The organism is Paenibacillus sp. FSL H8-0168, assembly GCF_038592955.1.
GTDB lineage: Bacteria > Bacillota > Bacilli > Paenibacillales > Paenibacillaceae > Paenibacillus > Paenibacillus polymyxa_B.
The window spans coordinates 2,156,150-2,176,928 of record NZ_CP151948.1 but is presented as its reverse complement, the minus strand read 5'-3'; the positions used below and the strand labels follow the sequence as shown (position 1 = coordinate 2,176,928).

The window sequence follows — 20,779 nt, the reverse complement described above, 5'->3', positions numbered from 1 at the left end:
ACTCATGCAGTTCAGCTTGCTGCATGAGTCAAATCTAGGTATCAAAGGAGTTCATCATGAAACGACTGCTATGGATCGGCAGCTTGTCTTATTTTTTAATCGGACTGGCACACGTGGTTGTAGGCTCCCTACTGCCTGTGTTGTTAGAGCATTACGGTAGAAACTATACGGACGGCGGAAGCCTAATCTTCGCTCAATTTTCCGGTTTTCTGGCTGGAGTCCTGCTGTCGCCGTGGCTTGCCCGGCGTTTCGGCAAACGCCGAAGTCTAATATTCGCCCTGCTCCTGCTGTGCGCGGCTGAAGTGCTGTACTCATTGCTGCCGCCTTGGGGTTGGCTATATGCCGTCGGGGCAGCAGCCGGGTTTGGCTTCGGCATGGTAGAAACACTCATTGGCACTATTATTATCAGCGGTATTACTCAAGGAACGGGCGCGGCGATGAGCCGTCTGGAAGTCTTTTTTGGGATCGGCGCGTTGGCTATGCCCGCTATCGCCAGCCAGCTCATTTCTCTCGGTTGGTGGCGATTGGCCTTTCCCATCATTTCCATGTTTGCAGCCATGACCGTCATAGCTTGGCTGCGTGGGTCCTTCGGCACGCTGGACGCTGTATTAGACCAACAGGAACACCGAGGTGACAACCATGCGCGTTCCACTAACTCATCCAAATCCCCCACGGTGGAGGCTTCTAAAGGTAGCCCTATAGGCAATTGGAAGCTACTTGCACTATTTATCGTCTTTTTCTTTATCTATGTAGGAACAGAGATGAGCCTGGCTAATTTCCTGCCCTCCATGTTCATCGAACGTTTGGGTCTCACGCAAGCCGAAGCAGCACTTAGTGTCACCTGCTTCTGGTTAGCAATGGCTACCGGCCGGTTATTCACAGGCTACATTGCCGATCGATACGGCTACGGTGTCTTTGTCGCCCTGAGCTCGCTGGCAGCGACCTTGCTGCTATGCGTGTTCCCGCTGATCAAAGGCACTGCCGGCGCCTTTATCCTTATTGTACTGCTGGGGCTGGGCATGTCCGGGATCTTCTCCATCGCACTTGTTTTTGCCAGCAAAATGATGCCAGGCACCGAAGAATCCACCACCAGCCTGCTTATAGGCGCAGGTGGAGTTGGAGGAGCTCTGCTGCCTTTATGGCTCGGAAATAGCATGGATCGTGGTGGAGCAGTCTCATCGGCGTGGTTGCTGGCAGGCTTCGCCTGCATCCTGTGTCTGCTTGGCGGCATCTTGTACGCCCTATATGTGCGCAAAAAGCGGCTTCAAACCGCTTCATCATGATACACGTCTCTACTGGCGCCTTTGTCTGTTCCTTGGTTATCATCCAAGTGCACATTCAAAGGTGCTTTTTTACATACTAGACGAATGTACCTTGTACAGCAGCCTGTTTTCAGTCAAAATAGATCGTTTCCTATGGATCACAGGACAGATATCCATGCCTCCTCTAGATGAATGGAGTAGTATACAACAAACCATATGGAGGTGTTTGTATTGGGTCATCCTGAATTAAAACGAAAAAAAGGCCGTAAAAAAAATGTTTTTGTTCGTGCCTGGTTTGATAAGTTAGAAAAAAAGTTTGAGGAAAAGCCCCCAAAGAGAAAAGGCCGCTCGAAACGGAAAGGGTTCGGGAAAGACATCATCGTCAAAAAGCAACTTGTAAGTGTGAATATTAATCATGGCGCTTTAGGGCCTGAAGGGGATTCTGGAACCATAGGTGATTTAGCGCAGTTCGGTTATATTTATAATGTGAAGCCCCAAGTTGTTCCGATTGAAGGGGATGTCATTTTGGATACAAACGGTATACTTACACCTGGAATTGCTCATGTTCCAGGAACTACACAGATTGCTGTATCCGATGCTGGAAAATATGAAGTTCACTTTTCGGTGTCCGGTGTGGAACCTAACCAATTCGCCCTCTTTATTAATGGCGCACTGGCTGAGGGAACTGTATACGGCTCAGGAGCCGGGACACAACAGAACACAGGGCAAGCCATCCTCGCTCTGGCATGCGGTGACGTCCTTACTTTGCGAAACCATAGCTCTACTACTGCTGTTACCCTGCAAACACAAGCCGGAGGAACTCAAGCCAGCATAAACGCTTCTGTCCTCATTAGAAAATTGAGATAGGCTTGAACTCCCGCAAAGTCTCAGTGTACTAAAAAGGGTTTATCCATACAGCGAGGATAAACCCTGAATATTTTTAAAAGGCCATAATGATCCCTTTGTCATTAGCGTACATTGAACTAATCCCTCTGGTGGACACAATATGAATATCTTTAAATTGATAGCGTTTCTTCAGCGCATTCATTAATTTTTCCGCCAGCCCAGGATTATTGCAGTGAGTAATGACGATGCTTTCTCCTTCGGTAGCCCGACCACTTTTTTCAATAGTATCTGCCAGCTTTTCGATAATTTGATTCTGACCGCGTGCTTGAGTAAAAAATGCGATATTCCCGTCACCATCCGAGCCTAAAATAGGCCTGATATGCAAGAGTGAAAGTATCTTTCCAGTGATTTTGTTCATTCGTCCGTTCTTAACCAAATTATCCAGATTTTCTAAAACAAAGTAGGTTTTCATCTTGCTAATAAAGCTCTCCAAGGAAGAAATAATTTCGCTTTTATGATATCCCTCGTCAATCAACTTGCGTAGTTTTAGAGCTAACAAGAGCTGTCCAGCCGAAGCGCTTTTCGAATCAAATACATGAACATCCGCCCCTTCTTCTTCCGCCATATCTTTTCCTACCAATGCACTGGAATACGAACTGGACAGGTTGCTGGATAATGTAATGGCAAAAGAAGTATGCGCACCTTGAAAGGCTTCCTTATACAGCATAGGTGACGGTGATGCGGATCCAATTTTGGTTGTACAGGCTTTCATTTCTTCCATAAACTGAGGCAAGTCTAATGTGTCATCATCTACAAAGCATTTATCTCCCAGCGTCATATTCAACGGAATCGTAGTAACTTGCATCTCTTCTCTAAGCTCTCTCGTTAAATCACAGCAGCTATCCGCTATTATTTTATATCTCACCCGGTACACCCTCACATTATGTTATTTTTCAATAGAACGCGCATTCATAATACTCAAAGAAAGCTCAATTAACCGTATAAATTCCTTCACATTCTTCTCACCCAAACCTACTACAAGCGCTTCAAAATAACCTTCAATTCTCTCTTGCTTCTGTTTGATCAAGGATTCACCATCTACTGTGAGCCTTACACACATTCGTCGTCTGTCATGCTCAGACATTTCCATAGTCACATAGCCTTTTTTCCTTAATCCCGTAAGCGCTGCCGTAATTCTTGATCTGGATACATGCAGATGATCGCTGAGCAAGGAAGGATTAATTTCATCATCCCGATGCTGAACTAAATATTGAAGCACATGGTTTTCCCCCTGAACAAGCTCCGTCAGGCTACTGAATAATTCCATGTCATAAATCCGGTTAACGGATTCTCTCAATTCGTCCCTTAGTTCATAATATTTCATAGTGAACCTCCGCAACACACATAATACATACAGTTAACTATTAATACTATGTACTATAATGAATTGCCCACGATAATAACAATGAAATATTTGTGAATTTTAATACAAGGGTTAATGAGCTCAGCGTCGAATAAGAAAAAATAAGCTTGATCACCTCTTGCCAGTTTATAGTAAAGGAGTTGTTACATAAGATGAAACGGTTTACTCTTCGCCAATCCCACAATTGTTTTTCAAGGAAGCTCAGCCAGACGTCCACCCTTGAATGTCCAGTTACATCTGCCCCAAGATGCTATTACAAATTCAAAAGATCTATGGACCGGGATGTTGGAGAAATATAAGCATTTACAAGAAAAGGCCAACCACTAAATACGGGTTGACCTCATCATTTAAAGAATGTCTTACGTTTCTAAGAGAACATAAACTGACTTTACAGCACCGTTTTAACTGTGTCTTGTACTTGCTGTAGCAGCCCTTTATAGCCATCATCATCAAGGTAGCCGATACTTCCAAGCAGTAAGTGACCGACGGATTCAATTCCAACGAAATCAAAAATTCCCGTATCGGATGTGAGCTTCAATCCTGCGGTCATACCGATTTCATCATAGATTGCGTTAGGAGTACCATGTGTATTCACGATAAACCCTTTTTTACCTGTAAGCAGCTTATTAATCCCTTCCGGACCAGCCGTATATGCAAAGCCGTATGCAAATACACGATCTACATAACCTTTCAGGATAGCCGGAAGACCTGTCCACCAAATGGGAGAAATAAACGTGATCGTATCGGACTGTGAAATGTACTCCTGCTCCATTTTGATATCAGCCGGAGTTTGCCCTGCTCTCATAGCGGCAGTATCCTCAGGTTTTAATACAGGTTGAAAATCAAGGGCATATAGATCGCGTACAACGACTTCATCACCTTTTTCTTTCAGAGTATTTACAACCGTTTCGAGTATCGCGTGATTGAAGCTTTCTGCGTTAGAGTGAGCATAGATAATAAGATGTTTCATTTTAATAACCTCCAGATGTTTTATTATTATTTTGATATTAATATAGATATCTATACATTTACTTAAAAAAATTTATAATCTGTTTTTTACATGCTCTAGCAAATATTCCAGCTGTTCTTTTTCTTCATCTTTAAGACCACCATAGACGGTTTCTTGTAATCTATTGGAGATCATCTCAAATACAGGCTCTATCTCTCTTCCCTTATCGGTCAGAAATATCAGGGTAACTCGGCTATCCTCCCTTTCTTTTTTTCTTTCGACATATCCCAACTTCACTAGCTTGTCGATCAAAACAGTGACCGTGGGTTGCTGACGAGAAATTTTTTGCGTCAATTCCTTAATGGAGAGCCCGTCCTTTTGATAAAGGAACATTAGGATTCCGCCATGAGTAGGAACAATCCCTTCAATTCCATTCGATTCGAGCTCAGACACAATCAATTTATTGATCGAGTCTCTAATGGTTCCTATCAGTGCAGCTGCATTATTTTTTAACATACAAGCATTATTACATAGACATCTATATATATCAAGTGTTGGTGTCAGTCTGATCGGGTTTTAGTATATGAATGATTCAAAGAACTACGATTAAGTTTGATATAATGAAATCTAAAATAGATAGTAGCTTTTTAAATGGAGCAGCTTTTTAAAAAAATTCAATACTTGAGTACCCAAGAAAAGACAACTTTAGAGCAAATATGACTTAATCTAAAATGGTTCATGGTGGACTACTATCGCAGACGCATAAAAAAGCCAAAATACCAAAGTTCCTTATCTGACTTTGAGTATTTTGGCTTACAGTGTTTATTTATGAAATGAAGAGGTGTTCAAAGTATGATATGTTTTAGTTGAGCGTTTGAAGTACCTCAGGTGTGAAAGTTTGAAGATCATGAATTCGACCTTCACGTATTTTCGTAGCCCATGCAGGATCGCCCAGAAGCGCACGCCCAACAGCTACCAAATCAAATTCATTGTTGTCCAGCCGTTCCAGAAGTTCATTAATATCTTGGTGTCCTGCCCCTTTCCCTTCCATATAACTTACAAAATCCTCATCCAGACCTACAGAGCCAACCGTAATCGTGGTTTTTCCAGTCAGTTTCTTCACCCATCCGGCAAAGCTCAAATCGGAGCCTTCAAATTCAGGTACCCAAAAGCGACGTGTCGAGCAATGGAAGATGTCCACGCCCGCTTGTACTAACACATTCAGGAGCTGCCCCAGTTTATCCGGTGTATCGAACGGCTTTGCGTTGTAATCATTCATTTTCCATTGGGATAGGCGCATGGCAATAGGGTAATCAGGGCCAACCTCAGCACGAATAGCTTCCACAAGCTCAATGGCGAATTGAGCACGTTTTATGATATCACCACCATAGCGATCCGTACGTTGGTTCGTTCTCTCCCAAAAGAATTGATCAACCAGATAGCCGTGTGCTCCGTGAATTTCAACGCCGTCAAAGCCCAGTCGTTTTGCATTCGCAGCTGCATCGACATAGGCGCCAATGACCTTGGCGATTTCTTCTTCTGTCATCGGCTCGGTCACTTTATTGCCTTCCAGATCCAGCCCCGATGGACCAATCGATAGCGCTTCGGGATTCGGCTGAGATCCCAAAGGACGAGCCATCCCCATATGCCAAAGCTGTGGGAAAATTTTACTACCAGCTTCATGAACCTGTCTGACCACTTCAGCCCAACCGTTTAAAGCCGCTTCCCCATAAAAATTAGGTATCCTCGGCTCACTTGTTCCAGCCGGATGGTCAATCACTGCGCCTTCAGTAATAATAAGGCCTACATCATTCTCTGCGCGACGGCGATAATAAGCGGCTACATCCGGTCCTGGCACACCATTTGGTGAAAAAGCGCGGCCCATTGCCGGCATTACAATACGAGTCTGTAGGGTCAGATTATGAATGGTATAAGGTTGAAATAAATATTCTGTTGAATGGACATTTTGCGGTTGATTACTCAAGGATTGTACCTCCTCATTTTCTTTTATCGCTTTTTAGCGATTTTATAAAAGACTCGTGCACCATCAAACGGGGTGCAAGTGAAATGTTAGCAATGTTTAATTTATCATTCAACCGACAAAATGTTCATTCTGTTGCTTAACCAAAAGGGTTATAAAATTGTTGTATAACTAAACTCACTTGTTGACAAAACAACACATGTTTATAATGGGGGAATCATTTAATTTACCTGAAAGGAGTGTCTTGAGGATGCCTGGTGTAACCTCACCCAACCCAAACGATCCGCGCGTCATTCGAACACGTAGACTAATTCTCGACGCATTCACTGACCAATTAAATAAGAAAGACTTCTACACGATTACGATCAATGACATTACCCAAAAAGCCACCGTTAACCGTGCTACGTTCTATGCACATTTTCAAGATAAATATGCACTGCTTGAAACCCTTTTGTCAGAAGCATTTTTGGAGCATGTTATTAAGAGGATTGATGCTGAGGCGCGTTTGTCGGAGGGGACCATTCAGAAACTTATTCTTTCGTTATGCGACTATCATGACACTAGTAACCAATGCGTCCATAAATATAATTCAGTCGCACCCATCCTGGAAGAACATATTAAGAATCAATTAGAGCAATTCATACTTCAACTCATAACAAGAGGAACCAGTAATACAGACCCAAGAACGTTAGAACTTGCCGCGACTATTTTAAGCTGGTCCATTTATGGTGTAACCTTTCGCTGGAATGTGGAAGGAAAAAAAGAGTCCCCTACAGATTTAGCCGAGAGAGCTGTGCCATTAATATTCAATGGGGTTGTCTTATCTCTAGTTTCACAAATTTCTTAGTAGAAAATGCAAATAAAAAGGGCCGTTCCCAGTATTCTTCGATCATTTCCTGGGACAGCCCTTATAGTATTTAGTAAAATAATTGCATCTTTTATTTAAAGAATTTTCTTAAACATCTCGATAACTTGTTCTTTGCTAGGTATGAACGGATTGCCCGGAGCGCAAGCATCCTTCATTGAGTTCTCGGCAAGCAGATCCAAATCCACTTCATTTACACCCAGTTCAGAAAGTTTGGAAGGAATCCCAACTTCCTTCGACAGGTCTTTGATTCTTTGGATTACATAGTCTGCGCATTCCTTATCCGTTTTCCCCTTATCTTCAAAACCGATGACCTTAGCGATGGCAGGAAATTTCTCTGGTACATGCTTGGCGTTCTCCTCCTCCACAATCGGCAGCAGCATGGCATTGCAAACACCATGAGGCAAATCGTATACGCCGCCAAGCTGATGCGCCATCGCATGAACGTAACCCAATCCGGCATTATTAAATGCAAGTCCTCCCAAGAAAATAGCGTATACCATTTGCTCACGTGCTTCTATATCATGACCGTTGCTCACCGTACGGGTCAAATAATTAAAAATAATCTCTACTGCTGCCAACGAGTCGCATCCGTTACAGGATAGGAGTCTGGCGTAACCAAAGCTTCAATAGCGTGGGTCAAAGCATCTAGCCCTGTAGCTGCCGTTAACGCGGCGGGTTTATCTACCATCAGTTCAGGGTCGTTGACCGAAATCGTAGCAACACTATTCTTATCAACCATAACCATCTTGACCTTGCGCTCTTCGTCCGTAATGACATAATTAATCGTGATTTCAGCCGATGTTCCTGCTGTGGTATTAATAGCCACAATAGGAAGCGATTTATGCGTCGATTTATGAACGCCCTCATACTCGGTTATATGTCCCCCATTGGTAGCAATAATGCCGATTCCCTTAGCCGTATCCTGTGGTGATCCTCCGCCAATCGAAATTAAAAAGTCACATCCGTTTTCTTGCAGAAACTGAACACCATCATGTACATTTTTACAGGTCGGATTTGGTTTTACTTCATCGTATACCGCATAGTTCAACCCAATATCATCCAGCAAAGATGTAACCTTGCCTGCAATGCCACTCTTCATCAAAAATTTATCCGTAACGACTAGAGCTTTGTTTAAATTCAGTTCTTTTATATACGGCCCAACTTCTTGTAAACAGCCTGTTCCCATAAGATTGATAGATGGTACAAAAAATACATGTGCGCTCATAAAAAATCGGCCTCCTAAAGGATTCACTTCTTATTGCCTCGCTAAATATAGGGATATCTCTTAAAAGTGAAATGTTTCACATTTATAATTTTATCTTTATTTTATTTTGATGTCAATAATAAAACACAGATATTATTTTGTTTTATGTTTGTTTGTTTTGTTTTATTAAATGAACCCAATATTTAGTACACAACTAATCGGATGCAGTCTCGTACAACTTAGATGAACATATTCACAATGAGGTGATAACAGCATGACAATCAACAAGAAAGCATTGCTAGCTCTGCTAGCGGTATCACTGCTCCAGGCAAACCCGTCGTATGCAAAGTCGGTACGGACGACTCCGGTGACAACCGTTTATGTAGATGACCGCCCGCTTCAGCTTGCCGTCCAGCCGCTGCTGCTAGACGGGACAACGCTCGTCCCCATGCGTCAGTTGTTTGAGGCGCAAGGAGCTGTGCTTTCCTGGAACGGATTCAGCAAAACCGTAACAGCAACCAAAACCGACACGGTGCTGACCTACCACATTGGGGAACTCGCTGCCACCCTAAACGGCAAAACGATGTCCCTGAATGTTCCGGGACAGATCGTTGAGGGCAACACGATGATTCCACTGCGTTTTGTGAGCGAAGCACTTGGGAGCACAGTGAAGTGGGATGCCCTTACCCGTACAATCCGGATTGCCTCCAGGGACGATTTTTTCACAACAGTTCTTTCCAGGGTCAACCTACGCAACGAACCAGATTCAGCGGGAGCTTCCCCTTCCCTGCGGCTTATTCCAGCCGACGAAAAGGTTCATGTCATTCGCGAGGTCAATGCTCTCTGGCTGGAAGTGCGCACTAAAGACAACCTGACCGGATACATATCGGCTAAACCAAAATACAGCGATTATACCAGCCCATCCCTGGTGGAACGACAGGGAGATGAACTGATCGCCTACGGAGAGAAATTCCTTGGAACTCCTTATGAATTCGGCGCAGCAAGCGGTCAGACATCGACCTTTGATTGTTCTTCTTTTGTGGGGGAAGTGTTCCGACATACGCTCTCCATCGACCTCCCCCGTGTCTCTTACGATCAGGCTAAAGAAGGCCGGAAAGTCGGGCTGAACGAGCTGCGCAAAGGCGATCTGCTGTTCTTCAGCGCACGCGGCCTGGAGATCGGCCATGTGGCTATCTATGCAGGGAACAACAAGTTGCTGCATACCTTCTCCAAAGAACGCGGCGTTCATTTTGACACGCTTGATGATAAATGGCAGAAACGTTTCGTAACAGCGCGCAGGCTGTTTTAGGACGAACCAGATAGCCAATAACAGGAGGATTCCAGCACCACACTCATTATCTTCTGATTGCCTTTTGCCGGACGCCTCCCTTGCGGTTTGCGTTCAGGCGGCAAAAGGTCTGGGTTCATTGTTAAATGGAGGTCCAACGTTTAAAGGCTACGAACGCATAAAAGATTGGATTGAGATGTTAATCGTTTTAAAATACTAAGTAGAGTCTGTTGATTATAGACAGGAGGAATCGTTATGCAATTTGAGACAAATCGGCTCATCATTCGTGATATTGGCAGATCCGATTGGGAAAGTATACATACCTACACGTCATTGCCTGAAGTTACTAGATATACGGCCTGGGGACCGAATACAGAAGAAGATACAAAGGCATATATAGAACAAGTTCTAGCTTCACAGCAGGAACAGCCACGACAAGACTATGAACTAGCCGTTTGTCTGAAAAACAATGGAACCCTGATCGGCGGTGTTGGTATTCATGTCAAAGATACTAATGCAGAAATGGGTTATGTTTTGAATCCCGATTATCAAGGGAAGGGTTATGCAGCAGAGGCAGCACGAGCGTTACTAGACTTTGGATTTAGCACACTTGCTGTCCACCGTATTTATGCAACATGTCGTCCAGAAAACAAAGCTTCTGAGAAGGTTATGCAACAGATTGGAATGCAACGTGAAGGTTTGATGCGTGAACACTGGTACTACAAAGGCGAGTTTCATGATTCATATTTGTACTCTATTCTTGCTGAGGAATATAACAGAGCATAAAAGGTATTGTTTATATCTTGAGAAACATGTTGCTGCGATAAAATGATAGTTAAACCATTTTGACTATCTAGTTTGAAAATATATATAGTTGGAAATAGGTGTTGTTAAGAATGTGTCTGAGCCATTCTGTGAGGAGTTTTAACGACAAATAGATTTGAGGAACTTTTCTGAACGATATAATTTTTAATTAAGGAGGGAACAACATGGAAGCTTTTGCAGAATATTTAGCGCATATTGATAACCCCCAACATCGGGCTCGAACGCAAGAGGTTTTGGCTTGGGTAACCAAGAAGTTTCCAAATTTAATGGCAAAAATTGCGTGGAGTCAGCCTATGTTTACGGATCACGGCACATTTATTATTGGCTTTAGCGTAGCCAAACATCATTTGGCCGTTGCCCCTGAAAAGGCAGGGATTAATCATTTTTCTGAGTTAATTATGCAGGCTGGCTATGATCACACCAAGCAGTTGGTACGTATCCAGTGGGATAGTCCCGTTGATTTCTCATTACTTGAGAAAATGATCGAGTTTAATATTTTGGATAAGGCAGACTGTTCAACCTTTTGGCGGGGATAAAAAAAGGTTCCTTTTCTCGTAAAACTATACATCGAGCATCACAAATAAGTATGTTTCTTCTCGCCCCTCTACCATCCTTCCAAATCTCATCATGCTAATGACCCTTAAAGTAACACTATGCTATAATGTGGAAAGTGTGGATTGTTACATGCACAGGAGGATTGGAGCAAAATGATTGGGAAATTTTTAATTTTCTCTCTACTATGGAGTTTGCTCGGCAACCCGTTTTTGGCAATGCTCGTACTCCTAATCGTGATCTATATATTGGATCGCAGCTTTGTCGGTGTATTGCCCAGCATCAGCAGACCATGGAAAAGAAGACGCAATGCCGCTAGATTGCGCCAACAGATTACGCTAAACGCCAACGATGTGGCTGCCAAGTTCGATTTGGCTCGTATCTGGATCGAAAGCAAGAAATATCCTCAGGCTTTGGAGCTGTTATTGGAAATTCAATCCCGTTATGAAGAATCAGCAGACTATTGGAACGCACGGGGAACGGCTGAAGTACACACAAACCATCTGGAGGTTGGAGAACAGCATTTATTGAAAGCACTGGATATTAACCCGCGGGTGCAATACGGTGAGCCTTATTTGCATTTAGCCGCTGCTTTCAAGGAACGTGACGTCAATAAGTCGCTTCATTATCTGCAGCAGTTTCAGGAGATTCAGTCTTCTTCCAGTGAGGGCTATTATCTGACAGGCTTGATGTACCGTATGCTGGGACGCAAGGATGAGGCCATTGTAGCCTTTAACCAGTCCATTGCCGTCTATCGCTCTCTGCCCAAATACCGTAAACGAAGTGAGCGCAAGTGGGCTGTACGTAGCTTATTCCGTAAATTAATCGGCTAAACAGCTATATTTATTTTCTTAACGACCTTTCTCTTCTTTTGAGAAAGGTCGTTTTTACGTTTGTCTACCATGTACTTCCACGGACCTGAATCGGCTCCCTTTCGCATCCTGAATTTGAGGCATTTTTTTGTAATCAGTCGTTGACATGCCACAAATCAGGTCATATAATCCGTTTATGAACTGATAAGTTTATACATAAACTTTAAAGTACAAAAAAACAGAAAGGATGATCATCTTGTTAAAACCCAGTCTCTACATATCTGCTATATTCATTCTTCTGTTCACCTCAGCTTGCTCATCTACAGGATCGAGTAATAATGAAGCAGCAGAACAACAAAAGCAAAAGGTGGAAGCGATGGTTGTTAAAAAAGAACCGCTGTCTGCTTCTTTTGACCTTTCAGGCACACTACAGCCCTATGAGGATACCTCCGTATCTTTTGAGTTATCCGGACTGATTCGCGACACAGTAGTCAATGTGGGAGACTCCGTATCCCAGGGGCAGATCTTGACGATGCTTGATTCATCCAGCTACCAGCTACAACTGGAGCAGGCTAGTACAGCTATTCTTGAAGCACAGGCAGGTATCAAAAATGCTACAGCTGCCATTTCAAGTGCAGATGCCTCCATTCAATCCGCCGACGCGCAAAAGGCAGCAGCTCAAGCTGGAGTTAACAAAGTGAACAAGGGTGCCCGTGAGCAGGAAAGGGCACAGGTCCGTACCAAAGTGCAAAGAGCACAGTCCGCTTTGACTAAAGCACAGGCTACCGCTGAACGCACCAAGCTTTTATATGATCAGGGAGCTGCAACCAAAAACGATTATGAAAATGCGCAGCTCGCTTTGACCAATGCCACCAAGGACCTGGAGGATACACAAGAAGCCCTCTCCTTAATCCAGGAGGGAGCAACATTGGAAGATCGGCAATCGGCAGAATCCAGCCTACAGCAAGCCCAAGCCGGGAAAGAAGCTGCTATCGCTGCGAAGGAACAGGCAGAAGCCTCCCGAGATAACTCAACTGCGGCATATCAACAGGCGGTCATTGCCAAAAAGCAAGCCGAACTTTCCCTCTCCAAGACAGCTTTAAAAGCCCCCATTTCCGGCGTTATTCTGGAGAAAAAGGCAACGGTGGGACAATTGGCGAGCACTGGACAGCCGATATATCGTATCGGACAAATCGACAAGCTCAAGGTGCTGCTCCCTGTTCCCGATCATGAAATCACGAACTGGAAGCAAGGTCAGACAGTCCAACTTCAACTGTACGATGAGAACAGAGAAGGAACGGTCAGCAAAATTTATCCGGCCACCAACACCAATACGGGCAGTATCAACGTAGAAGTGATTGTTCCTAACCCCCAGCATGATTGGGCCCCGGGACAAGTCATAAAGGCAGGCCGCCAACTGACTCAGAGTGAGCAAATTTTGCTCCCAGCCAAAGCTGTCATTAATAACGGTACAGATACTTTTGTCTATAAAGTGGTGAACAACAAAGCGGTCAAGACGGTCGTGAATGTCGGTCAGATGTCCAACAATAAGCTCGAAATTACCAAGGGACTGAATGTCGGGGATCGTATCGTTACCACCGGAGTAAACCTGATCTACGATGGGCTGCTCGTTCAGATCATGGGGGGAACGAGCAAATGATTGCATATTTTATCAAAAAGAAAAAACTGACCCTCTTTATTTTTATCATGGCGATTGTTGCCGGGCTATATAGTGTCTCTCAACTTCCCCGGCAGGAAACGCCGGATATTATCAAGAAAACCGCTGTGGTCACGACCCTCTACCCTGGAGCTACACCCCAAAAGGTAGAACAAACGGTCACGAAGCCTCTGGAACAAAAAATGAAAGAAATCAATCATATTAAAAAGATTTCTTCTACATCCGAAAATGGACTTTCGACGATTATCATTGAGACAGAAGGCAACGCCAATGCCGCAGAAGTCTGGGATACATTACGCAAAAAAATGAACGATGCCCAATTTTTTCTGCCCACAGATGCTCAAAAGCCTGTCGTTAACGATGATTTGAATAAAGTATTTATCCATTCCTACGCCATCACGGGGGACTCTGTGGAGCAATTGTATCAACTAAATGATATGGTGATATCATGGAAGGATCAATTAAAAACCATTCCCGGTGTATCGGAAGTAACAATCAAGGGATTACCGGATCAAGAGGTTCAGATTCAGATTGATGCTCAAAAGCTCCAGCAGTACCATATCAGTTGGGAACAGCTCATGAGTGCAGTGCAGAAGGAAAATGAGCAATATCCGATAGGCAATCTGGATTACAATGAACGTACCTACCGAATGAATGTGACGCAGTCCAAGAATGCTCAGGATTTGAGTAAGGTCATTATTTCCAAAACTGAAAGTGGCGCTCCTGTGTATCTCAGTGATGTGGGCACCGTATTGCTTACACATAACACCAGCAGCTATATGGCCTTTTTTAACGGTAAACCAGCTATTACGCTGACGATTAACGGTAATACCGGCTCTGACGTAGACACGATTTATAGCAAAGTAAATAAAGAAATGCAGTTGTTAAAACCAGATCTGCCTAATACGTTTCAACTGAATACGTTATTTTCACAGACCGAGCGGATTGATCATATTTTTCATGGCTTGACCCGTGAATTGCTGTTTGCCATTGCGGCGGTTGTGATCGTATGTACATTGGGCTTGAACCTGATTACATCCTCTTTTGTGGCACTGGCTATTCCTATTTCAATCGCCATAGGTCTCATTATTCTCCCTATGCTCGGAATAACATTGAATCAGGTTACGGTCATTGGCTTAATTATTGTAATGGGGATTCTAGTCGATGATGCTGTGGTGGTTAATGATAATATTGAACGCAGAATGATGACCTTGGGCGAGAGTCCCAAGATAGCAGCATTAAATGGAACGAAAGAAGTTTCCATTTCCATTTTGACCGCAACCCTGGCAACTGTAGCCTCCTTTGCCCCGCTGTTCTTTTTATCAGGCGATGCAGGCTCCCTTATCAAACCATTACCGTTTGCTGTTATCTTTACGTTATTGGCTTCCATGCTCATGTCCTTTACCGTCATCCCAATCTTTAGAGAATGGTATGGACAACGAAATCAAAAAACGCCCAACTCCACCATGAAGCCGTCGGGACTGCTGGGAAAACAAATTGATGCTCTTCGTAACGTATATACCAGCAAGCTGATTCCGAGAGTCATTAAGCAACCTGGATTATATGCTGCATTAGGATTATTGATCAGTACCACGCTGTACGGCATGCTTGCTCTGATTCCGATCGACCTGTTCCCCAGAACCAACGATCCGGAATTAAGCATTAATGTGCGTATGCCTACAGGTACTTCTATAGAAGAAACCATGCGGGTCACCGAGGATATTGCCAAATGGGTGAAGCAGCAACCTCATGTGGAAACGATCAGTTATGCGGCTGGCGGCGACGCTCCCCGGTTGTTTCAAGATATGACCGCTGACGCCAAAACAGGCACAACCGTGGGTCAAATTGCTATTATTGGGGAAGAAGGTGCATTTGATCCCGATGAAATGGCAGACAAATGGCCCTCCATCTTAAAGGATCGTTATCCGGGTCAATCCATTTCCTTGAAAATAGCTAAAGTGGGGGTGCCTCTCGGTAAGCCGATCTCCATTCGGATTTTAGGCAATGATGTAGATCAGTTGCGTTCGTTGTCACAGCAGTTAAAAGAAGGCATTATGGCTACCAGAGGAACACAGGACATACAAGATAATATGGAAAATGAAGGATATACGTTGGATTTCCAAATCAACAAACAAGCGATGGATCAATATCAGGTAAGCAATAATGATCTGACACGTACACTCTTGTTAATGGGTAATGGCGTGAGCTTTAGCCGATTTGATACGGGGAAAGATTTGATCAATATTAAGCTGAAGCTAAGCCAAACCGATCAAAATCCTGAAATTTTGTTTCAGCAATTGAATGTGACCAATGCCAATGGTATTCAAATCCCTTTATCTCAATTGGCTGAGTTGAAACCATCCTTTGCAACACAAAAAATTAACCATTATAATTTAAAACGTTCGATTACTGTTGAAGCTGAAGTTCACGGGCGTACAGCTTCCGAAGTCATGAAGGATGTCAAGCTTAAATTGCAGGATATTAAATTTCCTCCAGGCTACACTTGGGAAATTGGGGGCGAGATTTCAGGACAAGATGACATTTTATCAGAAATAGGATGGTTATATGTTGTCGTCATACTATTAATCTTCATGCTGATCTTTTTGCAATTTTATTCTTTCTCGACTCCACTCATCATATTGACTACCGTGTATATGGCAGCAGCAGGCGGATTTCTTGGCTTGTTCATTCTAAATACGCCGGTTAGTTTTATGGGCGTGTTGGGCTTAATGACCTTGGCAGGTATTGTCGTACGTAACGGCATTGTGCTGATTGAGTTTATTGAGGATGCAAGACGTGAAGGGATCGAACTGAAGGAGGCGGTTATTGCAGCGACCAAAGCGCGTTTCCGTCCCATATTGCTTACTTCACTGACAGCCATTGTCGGTCTGATTCCGATTGCGCTTATTGGAGAGCTTATGTTTAGACCGCTGGCGTATACCATTATGTTTGGATTGATGTACTCGACCATTCTTACGATGTTTGTGGTTCCGTCCCTGTATATGGTTATTGCCCGCTGGAAATTAAAGAGACAGAGCAAAAAATTGGGGGTACAATGAAAAAAATAACGAGTGAAGATATTATCTATGCCGCCCTTTCCCTGTTTTCTGAAAAAGGGTACGATGCCACCTCGGTGGATGAAATTGCCCGCAAAAGCGGGATGGTCAAGGCTTCCTTTTATAAATACTTTCAAAGTAAAGAAGAGTTGCTGCTGGGGACAATCGTCCTGATTGAAAAACTTCTTGATGCAGATATTAAAGAACTTTATTTGAAGCACCAGCTACCTTCCCGTGAAAAGTTGAGACAACTGTATTTGATTGCGCTGGGCCGGATTTATAAGAATAAAGTTCATTTGCTGGTATACTCCGTCCCTTTAATCGGTTCTAAGGAAGAAAAAATCGCACAAGCCATTGATCGTGTTGAACATTATTTGTCTAACGTGATGGTTGATTTCTTAATTGATGCTTATGGACAATCTATACGTGACTATGCGCACGATATCAATTTTGTCATCAAAAGTATCATTATTAATTCCTTCCGAATGAGCGATTCAGAACTGTCCTCGACGGAGCATCAAACACTGGCTGAATTTATTGTCAGCATTACGGATATACTGGCACAAGGAATGTTGAGCCCTGATGTTCAACATCAAATCATGTGGGGCCGCGATTCCGTATTCTATGAAGATTCTGATCAAATCTGGACCAAAGGAAAACAAATCTCCTATGCACTGCAACGTATAGATACGGTTCTGAAACAAACTAAATTAAATGAAGCTACACGGAATGAATATGTGCAAATCCTAAGCAGATTACAGCGTGAGCTCTCGGAAGAAAACGTGGAAATAGCTCACGTGAAAGCCCTCCTTCTATTTTTGGGACAGCTGCCCGAGTTGCTGGAAGACTGTACCAAGCTGAAGGCTGTATTGGAGATTTAGCACGCCGAAATGCATAAAAAGAGGTTCATGATAGTCAGTTTCTACTGCCATCATGAACCTCTTTCTTTAATATACTTTGTCCGATCCAAAGCATCCTCTCACGCTCACCGTAACGGCGCAAAACCAAGCCGATTCAGCTCTTCCGCAATCACGCGATAACCACGACTGTTCGGATGCACCCGATCTAACGAAAGCAGTGCCCGTTCATAGCCCTCAAATGCGGGATAAATGTTCGCTACCCGGTAATTTGGTCCGCCCAATGTATAGAGAAACGAGTTATACTGGCGCACATATACTCCCGCCTCCCTCACCCCTGGAAAAGGATTATATAATCCCACCATTCGGATGATAAATGGCTCACGCTGACCGGACTTTATCTGATACAGGGCATGTACAATTTGGCGCACATGTTCTTTTGTGTGATTCAACGCTTGCGGAATGGAAGAACCCGACAAGCCGGAACCTCCAGCAAGGGCGCTGATGTATGGGCGCAGATCATTCCCGCCGATCGTTACCGTTATAAGTTCAGCCCGGCTGAGCGCCGACCGAAAAAGCGGATTGTTGCGGACCATTGACAGCAACTCCTGCGATGTCAGCCCGTTGATTCCCAGATTCTCGTAACTGACTGGCGTACGGAGATGTCTTTCTGCCATTCGCCGATAGATAGGTACAAATCCGCCGCTCAGCAACGTCCCCGCACCTGTTGTTAAAGAATCTCCAATCGCTGTATAGTGGTACGCCAATGAAACCCACCTCCCTCTTTCTACATAACATATCTTATGTAGAAAGAGGAACGCGGGACCCGGAGATTCGCTTATTCTTCGTCTATTTCATATACACAATGGAATTGCCCACCATCCGGCAAATCCTCTGATCCATATACGGCAAAGCCCACATTGCGGAAGAAATCTGCCCCCTCCGCATCCGTGTCCACAGTAAGCCGTTTCGGATTACGCTCCTGAATAAGCGTAAGCAGCATACCTCTGGCATATCCTCTATGACGGTTTTCAGGCAACACGGCCAGATGGCGAATTACGGTTGTTCCATCCTCCTGCTCCTCAAAGCCAACAATACCTACAATAAGTCCTTCATCTTCTACACCGAACAGCTTCCAGTCATCCGAGGCTTGATAGGTACGTAAAGCTGCTTCTCCGCGTTCAGGATGATCCAGCACAGCGTAGGTTAACAGCTCCAGAACCTCCTCACGATCTGAATCTGTTTTTATATTTTTAAACATTGTTTGTCGTCTCTCCTTAATATCCTGAAATTAGGATTACCTCTAATTCTCCATAATAAGCAACGGCCAGTTATCAAGCCACTGCTTCTCAAATACACGCTGACGAAAAGCCGTTGTGTGACGAAACAAAGGGCTTTGCCGTACCCGCATATCCAGCAGATCTTCCAATCCATGCGGACAAATGACCTCTATTTGATCCTTGTCATTCAATCTAACCGCCACAGCCGTTGCCGTCTCTGGCCAGCGGCTCAGCGCATCCTCTATCGAGGAATAAGGAGCCTCCCCGTTGCGAATATGCATCCGAGCCTGATTTTTGACAGACCAGTTACGTCCGGCCTGCTTACGGTTCAAGGACAATTCTAGATACTCATCTCGTTCCTCTAGCGTATTTTTCGGGTCAAAATAAATAACATCAATATCGTTTAAAGGTGTAGCAGTTGTATAGCCATGGAGCTTGTCCCAAACCCGGTTACGTACATAGCCTGCGGCAATACATCCTTGCGGCAACTTCAGCTCTCGCACATAGCGCAAGTCTTGCAGTACCTGCGGATCATTCATATATTGTATGATTCGTAGCACATTTTCTTCCGACTTCATCCTGCACTCAACTCCCTTTTTATGATGACAGTTGCTGCACCGCTTCTCCTCCTTGAGCCGCGATCCGTGCTGTACGCTGCACCAGACGGCGGCGTGCGACCAGAAGGAACGGAATGCCAATCACAACCGACAGGGCAACCGGAACAAAAACGGCAAGCGGTGCCGTTTGACCATAGATATCCAGCAACCAGCCACCAAATAAAGGAGCCAGCACGCTTCCCAAATTATTAAAGCCGATTGTACCGAAGTAGGTCCCTTTATATTGAGCATCTGCAATTTGGTCAATCAATACGTCCAGCATCGTGAACAATAACACTTCACCAACCGTAAACAGCACCATATCCAGTATAAACATCCAGCCTGAATTTAGCATACCGCACAGCAACAGGCTGACCGCAATACATATATTCCCTGCAATCAAGGAATTTACCGGGGAAAATCGGCTTGCCAGTCGCACCAGCGGATATTGAAATGCCAATACACAAACCGCGTTGACCGTCAGCATGTATGTAAACCATCGGGTTCCTTCTGCGAAGGATAAGGACAAGAATTGAGGCATTGTGGAATTGGAATGCGCATAGCCCATCACACAAAATACCGTTCCCAGCAAAATTGGCATAAACACCGGATCACGGCTGGCTGTACGGAATGCCTCGCCCATTCGCAGTGGAGCCTCTCCCGCCGTTGTACCTATATGCAGATCCGATGCATACCGGGCAAATTGGATCAACAACAGTACCCCGTATAATGCGTACACACCAGCAGCTACCATAAACGGCGTACCCGTGGACGCAGATCCTAACATTAAACCAAGCAACGGCCCTGCCACCACCCCAACATTAATGGCCGCATATCTCATATTGTAGATAAGCAGTCTTTTCTCCTTCGGAGTTACATCTGATAACAGCGCCCGTGAGGTTGGCTCGAACAAGGATCTGCACAGTCCATTCAGTGCATTAATGACAAAAAAGGCCCAGGCCGCATCCGCCAACGCAAAAGCAACGAATACAAGCGCCCAGCTCGCAATGGACACCAGCATCACCTTACGCCGTCCGATTCGATCTGAAATATATCCACCGTAAAAGCTGGCAAAAATGCCGACCAACGAGCTGACCGATACGATCACCCCTGTATGAAAGGGCGACACCCCTAAACGGGTGGTAAGATAAATAGACAAAAACGGGATACTCATGGATGTCGCCATCCGCCCAAAAATAGTACCGACAATAATCGTCCAGGCCAGCGGGTGAATAGAACGCAACTGTTCTTTCATATATGTCTCTTACGTCCTCCTTCCGTATGCAAGTCTAATAAGGGAGA

Annotated in this window: 19 protein-coding genes and 1 pseudogene; 10 read left to right on the top strand and 10 right to left on the bottom strand. The window is 44.3% G+C overall.

Annotated features, from left to right (window positions below; all coding sequences use genetic code 11):
* Positions 1 to 56: 56 nt before the first annotated feature.
* Both MHI21_RS10245 and MHI21_RS10240 read left to right on the top strand, forming a co-directional pair.
* Complete coding sequence (locus tag MHI21_RS10245) at positions 57 to 1,283, top strand: MFS transporter (protein WP_342419955.1); 1,227 nt, start codon at positions 57 to 59, stop codon at positions 1,281 to 1,283.
* A gap of 210 nt (positions 1,284 to 1,493) precedes the next feature.
* Positions 1,494 to 2,129: a hypothetical protein gene (locus tag MHI21_RS10240; protein ID WP_061831340.1), complete on the top strand. Its 636-nt coding sequence runs from the start codon at positions 1,494 to 1,496 to the stop codon at positions 2,127 to 2,129.
* Between the two features lie 73 nt (positions 2,130 to 2,202).
* Here MHI21_RS10240 and MHI21_RS10235 read toward each other — a convergent pair whose 3' ends face one another.
* The 5 genes from MHI21_RS10235 to MHI21_RS10215 all read right to left on the bottom strand — a co-directional run bounded on the left by MHI21_RS10235 (position 2,203) and on the right by MHI21_RS10215 (position 6,464).
* Positions 2,203 to 3,033, bottom strand: coding sequence for a DegV family protein (locus tag MHI21_RS10235; protein ID WP_025718529.1), 831 nt, complete (start codon positions 3,031 to 3,033; stop codon positions 2,203 to 2,205).
* A 21-nt stretch (positions 3,034 to 3,054) separates the two neighbouring features.
* Complete coding sequence (locus MHI21_RS10230) at positions 3,055 to 3,492, bottom strand: MarR family transcriptional regulator (protein ID WP_165175690.1); 438 nt, start codon at positions 3,490 to 3,492, stop codon at positions 3,055 to 3,057.
* Positions 3,493 to 3,919: 427 nt separating this feature from the next.
* Positions 3,920 to 4,501: an NAD(P)H-dependent oxidoreductase gene (locus MHI21_RS10225; RefSeq protein ID WP_341161730.1), complete on the bottom strand. Its 582-nt coding sequence runs from the start codon at positions 4,499 to 4,501 to the stop codon at positions 3,920 to 3,922.
* Between the two features lie 72 nt (positions 4,502 to 4,573).
* Positions 4,574 to 4,996 carry a MarR family transcriptional regulator gene (locus MHI21_RS10220; protein ID WP_341161731.1) on the bottom strand — a complete coding sequence of 141 codons (423 nt, stop codon included), beginning with the start codon at positions 4,994 to 4,996 and terminating at the stop codon, positions 4,574 to 4,576.
* 346 nt (positions 4,997 to 5,342) lie between these two features.
* A complete protein-coding gene (locus MHI21_RS10215) occupies positions 5,343 to 6,464 on the bottom strand; it encodes an NADH:flavin oxidoreductase (protein ID WP_341161732.1) in 1,122 nt (373 codons plus the stop codon).
* A gap of 247 nt (positions 6,465 to 6,711) precedes the next feature.
* On the opposite strand from MHI21_RS10215, the gene MHI21_RS10210 reads away from it, so the two are divergent.
* A complete protein-coding gene (locus tag MHI21_RS10210) occupies positions 6,712 to 7,308 on the top strand; it encodes a TetR family transcriptional regulator (protein WP_250268070.1) in 597 nt (198 codons plus the stop codon).
* 95 nt (positions 7,309 to 7,403) lie between these two features.
* On the opposite strand, the pseudogene MHI21_RS10205 reads toward MHI21_RS10210, so the two are convergent.
* Positions 7,404 to 8,554 (bottom strand): annotated as a pseudogene (locus MHI21_RS10205) (iron-containing alcohol dehydrogenase).
* A 253-nt stretch (positions 8,555 to 8,807) separates the two neighbouring features.
* Between MHI21_RS10205 and MHI21_RS10200 the strand changes: the two are divergent.
* From MHI21_RS10200 to MHI21_RS10170, 7 genes are all read left to right on the top strand, one after another.
* Complete coding sequence (locus tag MHI21_RS10200) at positions 8,808 to 9,842, top strand: stalk domain-containing protein (protein WP_342419954.1); 1,035 nt, start codon at positions 8,808 to 8,810, stop codon at positions 9,840 to 9,842.
* A gap of 234 nt (positions 9,843 to 10,076) precedes the next feature.
* The gene (locus MHI21_RS10195; protein ID WP_341161735.1) at positions 10,077 to 10,607 is read left to right on the top strand and encodes a GNAT family protein; all 531 of its coding nucleotides are present in this window, start codon (positions 10,077 to 10,079) and stop codon (positions 10,605 to 10,607) included.
* 203 nt (positions 10,608 to 10,810) lie between these two features.
* Positions 10,811 to 11,182 carry an iron chaperone gene (locus MHI21_RS10190; RefSeq protein WP_165175703.1) on the top strand — a complete coding sequence of 124 codons (372 nt, stop codon included), beginning with the start codon at positions 10,811 to 10,813 and terminating at the stop codon, positions 11,180 to 11,182.
* 171 nt (positions 11,183 to 11,353) lie between these two features.
* The gene (locus tag MHI21_RS10185) at positions 11,354 to 12,031 is read left to right on the top strand and encodes a tetratricopeptide repeat protein (RefSeq protein ID WP_160789433.1); all 678 of its coding nucleotides are present in this window, start codon (positions 11,354 to 11,356) and stop codon (positions 12,029 to 12,031) included.
* A gap of 235 nt (positions 12,032 to 12,266) precedes the next feature.
* Positions 12,267 to 13,670 (top strand): efflux RND transporter periplasmic adaptor subunit, encoded by a 1,404-nt coding sequence (locus MHI21_RS10180; protein ID WP_237449000.1) that lies wholly within the window; start codon positions 12,267 to 12,269, stop codon positions 13,668 to 13,670.
* Entirely contained in the window at positions 13,667 to 16,747 is a 3,081-nt protein-coding gene (locus MHI21_RS10175) for an efflux RND transporter permease subunit (RefSeq protein WP_342419953.1), read from the top strand. The genes MHI21_RS10180 and MHI21_RS10175 overlap by 4 nt, the downstream gene beginning before the upstream one ends.
* The gene (locus MHI21_RS10170) at positions 16,744 to 17,625 is read left to right on the top strand and encodes a TetR/AcrR family transcriptional regulator (RefSeq protein WP_023988132.1); all 882 of its coding nucleotides are present in this window, start codon (positions 16,744 to 16,746) and stop codon (positions 17,623 to 17,625) included. The genes MHI21_RS10175 and MHI21_RS10170 overlap by 4 nt, the downstream gene beginning before the upstream one ends.
* A 104-nt stretch (positions 17,626 to 17,729) precedes the next feature.
* Here MHI21_RS10170 and MHI21_RS10165 read toward each other — a convergent pair whose 3' ends face one another.
* The 4 genes from MHI21_RS10165 to MHI21_RS10150 form a co-directional block, all read right to left on the bottom strand.
* Positions 17,730 to 18,368 (bottom strand): GDSL-type esterase/lipase family protein, encoded by a 639-nt coding sequence (locus MHI21_RS10165; protein ID WP_342419952.1) that lies wholly within the window; start codon positions 18,366 to 18,368, stop codon positions 17,730 to 17,732.
* Between the two features lie 71 nt (positions 18,369 to 18,439).
* Positions 18,440 to 18,862 (bottom strand): GNAT family N-acetyltransferase, encoded by a 423-nt coding sequence (locus MHI21_RS10160; protein ID WP_023988130.1) that lies wholly within the window; start codon positions 18,860 to 18,862, stop codon positions 18,440 to 18,442.
* 42 nt (positions 18,863 to 18,904) lie between these two features.
* On the bottom strand, positions 18,905 to 19,459 hold the full coding sequence (locus MHI21_RS10155) for a nucleotidyltransferase family protein (protein WP_342419951.1): 555 nt from the start codon (positions 19,457 to 19,459) through the stop codon (positions 18,905 to 18,907).
* A gap of 19 nt (positions 19,460 to 19,478) precedes the next feature.
* Complete coding sequence (locus tag MHI21_RS10150; protein WP_342419950.1) at positions 19,479 to 20,732, bottom strand: MFS transporter; 1,254 nt, start codon at positions 20,730 to 20,732, stop codon at positions 19,479 to 19,481.
* Positions 20,733 to 20,779: the final 47 nt, after the last annotated feature.